Origin of the sequence: Blautia sp. HCP3S3_D9 (assembly GCF_052063845.1) — a bacterium.
Lineage (GTDB): Bacteria > Bacillota > Clostridia > Lachnospirales > Lachnospiraceae > Blautia_A.
In genome coordinates, this window is record NZ_JBQHWS010000152.1 from 1 (window position 1) to 7,055 (window position 7,055).

Genomic DNA, 7,055 nt, shown 5'->3' on the forward strand with positions numbered 1-7,055 from the left:
ACACGTGCTACGATATCATTGATCAGGCTGTAGAAATATTCAATGCCTGCTGCCTCGAATTTATCCTTGAACTCATTCTCATAAATGGTTGCAAAAATTTCTTTGAAACGTCCGTCATAAATCTTGGAAATGGTATCCTTACCGCCAAGCCACAGACTCTGCTTTGTATCCAGTGCATAATTAAAGCAGCATCTTGCAAAACTTGTGATAGAATCATCCAGGTTGTGCATACCCTGCAGAACACCGGCACCTTCGTAATGATGGATCAGTTCTTTTCTCTGCTGTCCGTCAGCTCCCTCAAATACCAGATAAGCATCTCCAGGTCCGTCGATGTACATCTCTGTGTTCTTATACACATCACCGTATGCATGACGTGCAATAGTGATTGGTTTCTTCCAGTTCTTTACGCACGGTTCAATGCCCTTTACTACGATTGGGGCACGGAATACAGTTCCGTCAAGGATTGCACGGATTGTTCCGTTCGGGCTCTTGTACATCTTCTTTAAGGTGTACTCTTCCATTCTCGCCTTATTCGGAGTGATGGTTGCACATTTTACTGCAACGCCATACTTCTTGGTAGCTTCTGCTGCATCAACAGTTACCTGATCGTCAGTCTCATTTCTGTACTCCAGACCGAGATCATAATACTCAGTATTCAAATCAATGTATGGAAGAAGAAGTTCATCCTTGATGATCTTCCAGAGAATTCTGGTCATCTCATCTCCATCCATCTCCACAAGTGGTGTCTGCATCTGAATTTTTTTCATGTTAGTCCTCCTCTTTGGCTTTGATAGAGCAAGCGGATAAAATCATCCGCTTCGCTACTTGCTCATAATCGAATAGCTGCTCCACAGCGTATCATAAAGAGTTTAACTCTTTATGATACAAGAAAGTCCCTCTCCATATTGATTACTTTTTCCAAATTTAAATTCGGGACTTCCTTGATTCTATTAAATTAACTATCATAATAGCCGAAATCGGAACATTCGTCAATGCTTTTATGAAGTAAAGTGGTATTTTGTAAATTTGTAATGATAGTATTCACTTTGTATCCAGTCTTTATATTCAGCAATACGATTCGCGGGATATTGTTTTTAAGCAGTAACTTTGTAAATCACCATTCATACAATTTATGTGCCTCACAACTCCATAAATCGCTTCAGGTCAAGTTCTCCCCAACCTTGTTGGTTCTTAGGCAGTCCCATATCCCTGGCGCTTTCTTTCAACTTCATCTTAATCTGAACATTCGTCAAACCCGGATTCTTTTCCAGCATCAGTGCCGCAGCCCCGGAAACAAAAGGCGTGGACATAGATGTGCCGCTCTTTACTCCATATCCGTTATCTGCTCCCGGTGCACAGGCAAGCACATGGTTTCCCGGTGCAACCAAATCGGGTTTACAAACACACTCAAATGTAGGTCCTCTCCCGGAAATAGCCATCTTTCCTCTGAGAAGATCACTGGATCCCACTGTAATAATCTTTCGGCTGCTTCCGGGTGCAGTCACACTTCCAGATCGTGGTCCCTGATTTCCTGCCGCCGCCACCACAATCAGTCCCTCATCCCAAAGTCTCTCTACTCCATTGATCAGCACTTTATGATCCTCATACGTACGGCAGGTCGTCCCAACTGAAATATTGACTACCCGGATTCCATAATATCTCCTATTCTCCAATATCCATCGAAAAGCCCGCAGTACATCCTCTTTTCTTCCATTTCCCATCCTGTCCAACACCTTCAGTACTATCAGATCACATCCCGGTGCCACTCCACGGATCCGCCCTTCTGATGCCCTTCCATCGCCACCAATGATCCCACATACATGTGTTCCATGCGAATTATCATCATAGGGTCTGATTCGATATCCAATGAAATCATGAAACGCACGAATCCGCCCTGTAAAATCTATATGAGGAAAAATCCCGGTATCCAGTACGCAGACTCCCACATTTCTCCCTGTATAACCGGAATTATCGAAATTATTCATCAAAAAAATCCTCCGAATCACCTGATCAGTAAAGTCTTACTTTAAGGTATTCGAAGGATTCTGTTTTCGTGTTCCGTGTATAACATTTCGTTTTTATCCACTATTCTGGTGCAGTCGGATAATTTTATAAGAAAGAGGCATTTTTCCGTTTTTTTATGAATAAACTGTATAAAACTCCCATAATATGCCGATACTTCTATAGCAAATCCGGAAATACTGCAAAATAGTGTGCCGACAGGTTAATTGTTGGAACGCCAATGTGTCAGCATATGATCAGGCATACAATGGCATACAAAAAGGAGACTTTCTATGATCACATTACTATTTATCCTGATATTTTTTCTTCTTCAGACATTCATTCTGCTCTGCTGTGTAGCTGCCGGAAATGACGCTGCCTCTCAGGAGATTGCAGATCAGGAACAGATGGAATTTATTCAGGAGTGGAAGAAAAAGCATTGCGAATCTCAATAAAAATGTACTTCCTTCCTCTTCTGAATTTCATCCAGACGTTCCTTCAACCGTCCGCCGGTGAAATCTCTGTTCACTATATTCTCATAAATATACAGTTTCCCTTTTATATTCTCAAGTCCGTCCAGATTGCGGATATTTCCCGTTCCAAAAGGAATATCCGCAACTATAACCACATCCGCATCCTGCATTATCTGCAGGTTTCTCTCCTGATCCTGTTCAGATACTGTCTGAAACGCCGGAATCTCTATTCGTGGAATATCAAGATATGCACAAAACTCCGCATCATCGCTTGCATAATTAGTCCCACCATTTGCAACAAAACATTCTAACGTTTTTAATAATGTTGATGATGGTTTCACCGGCTCAATAATTGGAATAATTTTTTTTCCAATGCGTCCCTTTTCCAACAATTCCCGCAAAGCAAGCAATTCAAATTGCCTTCCACGCAAATAAGGAAAATACATTCTTATACACCCCCATATGCTTCACTTAAAAATTTCATTATTTTTTTATAATCATCTTCTCTAAGTCCCATAAAATATGCTAAAAATTTTAGCTCATATGGAATTTGTTCATATTCTGCTTTGATAATTTTTGCTCTTTTCTTTAATAATTTAAGTACTAGTGTATATGACTCTTCCAACGGAATTTCCACAAATAATTTTTTGCATTCAATATAATATTTAAAAGCAGAAACCTCCGGCAAATAACCATATTTCTTTAAAATAATCTGTTCATATTCCTGCTTGCGTAAAATTTTATATAAAACCTCAGCATCTAAACAGTCTATATATTTCTCTGGTCGTCGAATTGTCTTAATAGTTCCCTTCTTTTGCAACACATAGAGCCCTACTGGTCTTTTCATTGCATCCAACTTTTTTTTCACATTTTCCACATTCTCTATGCAAGTAACTACCGCAACATGATCAAACGCTTTATAATAATCACTAATCTGACTTTCTAACCGTTCCAGATTATCCAATTCCGTTTTTATTTCATAAACAACTGCCTTTCCATTAATCAAGACAAAATCAGCTTTTGATTTAGCAATTGGAAACTCTGTTAATGCAGTTGTTGTATTTACGCTATGTATTCCCAGTAACAGTTTGTTCAACAGTGTATTTTTATAGTAATATTCATTCCTATATTTGTCTTCCAGCACACTATAAATTTCACTTACCAATTCCAGATTTGTCTTCTCTGCACTATTATCGACATATCTCTTAATCACCTGTCCATATATCTTATCATTTCCATCCTCATAACAATGTCGAAATGTGTTACGTGAAAAAAATTTATTCAAAATATTCAATTTATTCTTTTCCACATATATTTCCTCCAAGTTATGATTATTTATTCTGACAAAGCATTTCTGCTTTTATCATATCGGACTTATTTTTTCTATACTTTTTCTTTATGTATCATTTTTTTAAAGTGTAACACTTATGATAAGTCTCTGCAAGATATTTTGTACTTTCTTAATCTGTAATGATATGATAACGTTACTGTTCAAAGGCAATGTCATTTACTTAGGAAATGTTCTTTTCAAATCATCAACAATTTCTTTCTGCCATTTTGGATGCAAGTGCAAATCCATTCTGATCATACCGCAGAACTTTTATGGAATCTCTTTTTCTGTTGCAGAAGATAAAAACACAGTCTCCATTATAAGGATCCAGCTTGAAGCTGAGACTGACAGTAGCAGCCAGTCCAGGGATCTGTTTTCGAAAATCTGTGGCTCCACAGGCAAGGAAGATTCGGGTGGCTCCTTCTGCAATACGCTTCATCATAACTTTTTCAGTGTCTGAAGAAATTTTAAAAGTGTATCCGGCTGAAAGTTATCTGGAATATAAACTTTCATTCCCTGAAAATAGATCATCAGCCGGTTATCATTAGCAGCCATCCGATTATTTTGGGAATTATAGGAACCAGGTACGTTTGCAGAACGCAAAACCTCGCCAAAAGCTGTAACTGCTTCCTGATTTGTTCTTGCCATAAGCATAGCCTCCTTAGTATTAGGTTGCTTATAGTATATCAATCGTATGGAGTATAGTCACTACGCCATGTTTTGAGGCACTTACGATAAAAGACCTCGATCTCCCCTGATATTTAAAAAGGAAGCCCGGTATAGGCTTCCTTCGGTTTATATATTACAAACTGTAAGCATAAGAAGGATAATACTGTGCGGCATTATTTTCACTGATAAGAGAATAAGCTGCCAGATCCAGAAACAGCCCCGTCTCTTTCTTTCCAAGATATTTTTCCAGAATCTCCGGCAGTTTATATCCATTCAGGATCTTTTGGATCACTAGAAAAGTCCCTATTTTTCAAGTTTTTTTACAATCTGCTATTTTTTGAGTGTTACTTTTTCAGGAAGTTAAGGTTTCAGGGTCTTCTCAATCCGTATGATTCACCTGAGTTGTACTTTATTATGGAAGTTCACAATGTGTTGCCTCACCTTCTTTCAAGCAAATTCTAGTTCTTTACGCTTTTATTCAAAAGATCATCTAAGCGAAGTAACATTTTTAACAAATTACCATTTTCTATTTCTGCTGCAACATTACCATCACCGAAACGTTCACTCCTTTGAATCAAGGTGAGTCTTGTATTAATCTGCTCTACAGACATCTCACTTGGTACTATGTTTCTCGGCTGTTGTTCCATATGTTTTCCATAATCTCTATCCGGCTTCATAAGGTTAAACACCTGCCAAATCCCCTCTGGATAGATTGGAAAGGGAAAATAATTCAATCCATTTTTTGATGGCGGTGTTTTCCATTCAATTTTCCGTATTTTACACAACAGCTCTATACACTGCCACAGCTTTTCTTTATCAATAGATACCAACAATGAATCACCTGTATAATCGAACATAGCATGATATATTTCCTGTCCCATAGCAAACATCGTCTCATCTAATACAGCAAAATAGACTTCCATATCCACCAAAAAATCAAGAGAATCTGCAACTGCCCTTAGTGCCACTTGCCACGCTTCTTTCTTTGGATAACTATATATACCAGAGGAAATTAGAGGAAATCCTATAGATTTACATCCATTATCCCGTGCTAAAAGCAATGCCGTTTGATAGCATTTTCGAAGCAAATGTTCTTTATTATGACTGCCACCATGCCACTGTGGTCCAACAGCGTGAATAATATATTTGGCTTTCAACTGAAACCCTGGTGTGATCACAGCATTTCCTGTATCGCAATGACCTATCTTCGTGCAAGCATCTGTCAATTCATTATATCCGGCTTCTTTGAAAATAGCTCCGCATACTCCACCGCCTGCCCACAATCCTTCATTGGCAGCATTAACCACACAATCGACATCTAACTTTGTTACACTTTTTTTAACAATATGTATGCGTTCCATAGATTTTCCTCCCCTATGTGTATGATACTTTTATACAACTACATATTTGATTCTTTTTACTAGATATTTTCCAAAGTCTATATTGGATTGCTTATCAATGAACGGCTCTTTTTTTATTTCTAACTTTATGACTTGCGGTTTATAAGCTCTCGATTTGAGTACTTCATAGGGGCAGACTCTGACATTCTTACTTCATTCTAACTGGTTGAGGATTAATCCTTCATTTCTATTGTAAAATATAGCATAAAATTTGTGGTAAAATCTGGCGATTTTCCTTAAGTTGACACTAAATTGACCACATTGAAGTCAGACCCCAATGCTGCTATTCATTTTTTCAACAAACTGCTCAGTTGTCATCATCAATTTAGCCGATGCAACTTCTGCTGAAAGGTCACCCTGATCCACCAATTCAGCAAGCAAAGCAAATCTCGTCTGTTCAATCAATTGTTCTCCTCCTGCAACAGAACCATCCCAGATTTTTTCTTCACCATCTGTGTTTTCCAGCAGTGATTTTAGCAATTCTTCTGATAGCATTTTCTTCACTTTAGCAGAATACTTTTTCAGTACACTATCGTTTCCAAGGACAATCTCACTAAATTTTTCTGCTCCACGTGGTCTTCTTATAACAAGTTCCAATGCCGCTGTCTGGTTCGTATTTAGCTTTTTTCCTCTTAGAAGCGTCATCGGCTTTGAATTATTTTGACAAACAAAGCCTAACGTAAAGGTACATCCCTCCGCAGCAAATGCACATTTGATTCTATTTTGCTTAAACTCTTCTTCCACAACAGCATTTTGAGAAAACAAATTTTTGATATCCGGCAAAACACGGATTTTATCTCTCACAGCACCTTTTGTTTGTGCTTCAGCTTGGCCCTCTTTTTCAAACGAAAAATCATTTTCAGTTAATGCTCCATCATAGCACTTGTTGAAGAACTCTTCTGCGCTGATTTCAGTTGCTACTCCAGTCAGATGCCTATAATTATCCTCATGTCCCTGTATTATGTAATAGTCTGCCTGAACAAAGGCATCGGAGCACAGCAAATAATCATAATCCACAAACAGACTTTTATATGTTTTAGAGCACTTAATTGCTTCTTCTTTGACTCTTGTCGTAAGTGCTTCAAAAGAAGGCGTAGTGCTATTTCCTCCACCAATTGATATACTGGGAAAAACCAATATATTTTAAGGAGGACTTATTCTATGGGAAAAACCAACCAGGAA

The 7,055-nt window shown here is 38.2% G+C and carries 10 protein-coding genes; 1 reads left to right on the forward strand and 9 read right to left on the reverse strand.

Annotated features, from left to right (window positions below; all coding sequences use genetic code 11):
• Together ACTNES_RS18225 and ACTNES_RS18230 are read right to left on the reverse strand one after the other, a co-directional pair.
• On the reverse strand, positions 1 to 767 hold a 767-nt coding region (locus tag ACTNES_RS18225; RefSeq protein ID WP_441040308.1), incomplete at its 3' end, for an NADP-dependent isocitrate dehydrogenase.
• A gap of 372 nt (positions 768 to 1,139) precedes the next feature.
• Positions 1,140 to 1,985: a S8 family peptidase gene (locus ACTNES_RS18230; protein WP_291805237.1), complete on the reverse strand. Its 846-nt coding sequence runs from the start codon at positions 1,983 to 1,985 to the stop codon at positions 1,140 to 1,142.
• Positions 1,986 to 2,294: 309 nt separating this feature from the next.
• Between ACTNES_RS18230 and ACTNES_RS18235 the strand changes: the two genes are divergently transcribed.
• Positions 2,295 to 2,456, forward strand: a complete 162-nt coding sequence (locus ACTNES_RS18235) for a hypothetical protein (RefSeq protein ID WP_320813826.1) — start codon at positions 2,295 to 2,297, stop codon at positions 2,454 to 2,456.
• Here the strand turns inward: ACTNES_RS18235 and ACTNES_RS18240 are convergent.
• The 7 genes from ACTNES_RS18240 to ACTNES_RS18270 form a co-directional block, all read right to left on the reverse strand.
• Positions 2,450 to 2,920, reverse strand: coding sequence for a sce7725 family protein (locus tag ACTNES_RS18240; RefSeq protein ID WP_441040309.1), 471 nt, complete (start codon positions 2,918 to 2,920; stop codon positions 2,450 to 2,452). The two genes, ACTNES_RS18235 and ACTNES_RS18240, sit on opposite strands and share 7 nt — an antisense overlap.
• Before the next feature lie 2 nt (positions 2,921 to 2,922).
• Positions 2,923 to 3,783 carry a sce7726 family protein gene (locus ACTNES_RS18245; RefSeq protein ID WP_441040310.1) on the reverse strand — a complete coding sequence of 287 codons (861 nt, stop codon included), beginning with the start codon at positions 3,781 to 3,783 and terminating at the stop codon, positions 2,923 to 2,925.
• A 226-nt stretch (positions 3,784 to 4,009) separates the two neighbouring features.
• Positions 4,010 to 4,246, reverse strand: coding sequence for an IS66 family insertion sequence element accessory protein TnpB (gene tnpB, locus ACTNES_RS18250; RefSeq protein ID WP_441040311.1), 237 nt, complete (start codon positions 4,244 to 4,246; stop codon positions 4,010 to 4,012).
• Positions 4,243 to 4,452, reverse strand: a complete 210-nt coding sequence (locus ACTNES_RS18255) for a hypothetical protein (RefSeq protein WP_441040312.1) — start codon at positions 4,450 to 4,452, stop codon at positions 4,243 to 4,245. Before ACTNES_RS18255 ends, tnpB begins: the two co-directional genes overlap by 4 nt.
• Positions 4,453 to 4,606: 154 nt before the next feature.
• Complete coding sequence (locus tag ACTNES_RS18260) at positions 4,607 to 4,765, reverse strand: hypothetical protein (protein ID WP_441040313.1); 159 nt, start codon at positions 4,763 to 4,765, stop codon at positions 4,607 to 4,609.
• A 166-nt stretch (positions 4,766 to 4,931) separates the two neighbouring features.
• Positions 4,932 to 5,834, reverse strand: a complete 903-nt coding sequence (locus ACTNES_RS18265; RefSeq protein WP_441040314.1) for a macro domain-containing protein — start codon at positions 5,832 to 5,834, stop codon at positions 4,932 to 4,934.
• Positions 5,835 to 6,140: 306 nt separating this feature from the next.
• On the reverse strand, positions 6,141 to 7,010 hold the full coding sequence (locus tag ACTNES_RS18270) for a PBECR4 domain-containing protein (RefSeq protein ID WP_441040315.1): 870 nt from the start codon (positions 7,008 to 7,010) through the stop codon (positions 6,141 to 6,143).
• Positions 7,011 to 7,055 lie beyond the last annotated feature (45 nt).

Bases quoted from the DNA above. Each gene is read 5' to 3' on its own strand.
- ACTNES_RS18230 (WP_291805237.1), bottom strand. From the start codon at position 1,985: ATGAATAATTTCGATAATTCCGGTTATACAGGGAGAAATGTGGGAGTC.
- ACTNES_RS18235 (WP_320813826.1), top strand. From the start codon at position 2,295: ATGATCACATTACTATTTATCCTGATATTTTTTCTTCTTCAGACATTC.
- ACTNES_RS18240 (WP_441040309.1), bottom strand. From the start codon at position 2,920: ATGTATTTTCCTTATTTGCGTGGAAGGCAATTTGAATTGCTTGCTTTG.
- tnpB (WP_441040311.1), bottom strand. From the start codon at position 4,246: ATGATGAAGCGTATTGCAGAAGGAGCCACCCGAATCTTCCTTGCCTGT.
- ACTNES_RS18255 (WP_441040312.1), bottom strand. From the start codon at position 4,452: ATGGCAAGAACAAATCAGGAAGCAGTTACAGCTTTTGGCGAGGTTTTG.
- ACTNES_RS18265 (WP_441040314.1), bottom strand. From the start codon at position 5,834: ATGGAACGCATACATATTGTTAAAAAAAGTGTAACAAAGTTAGATGTC.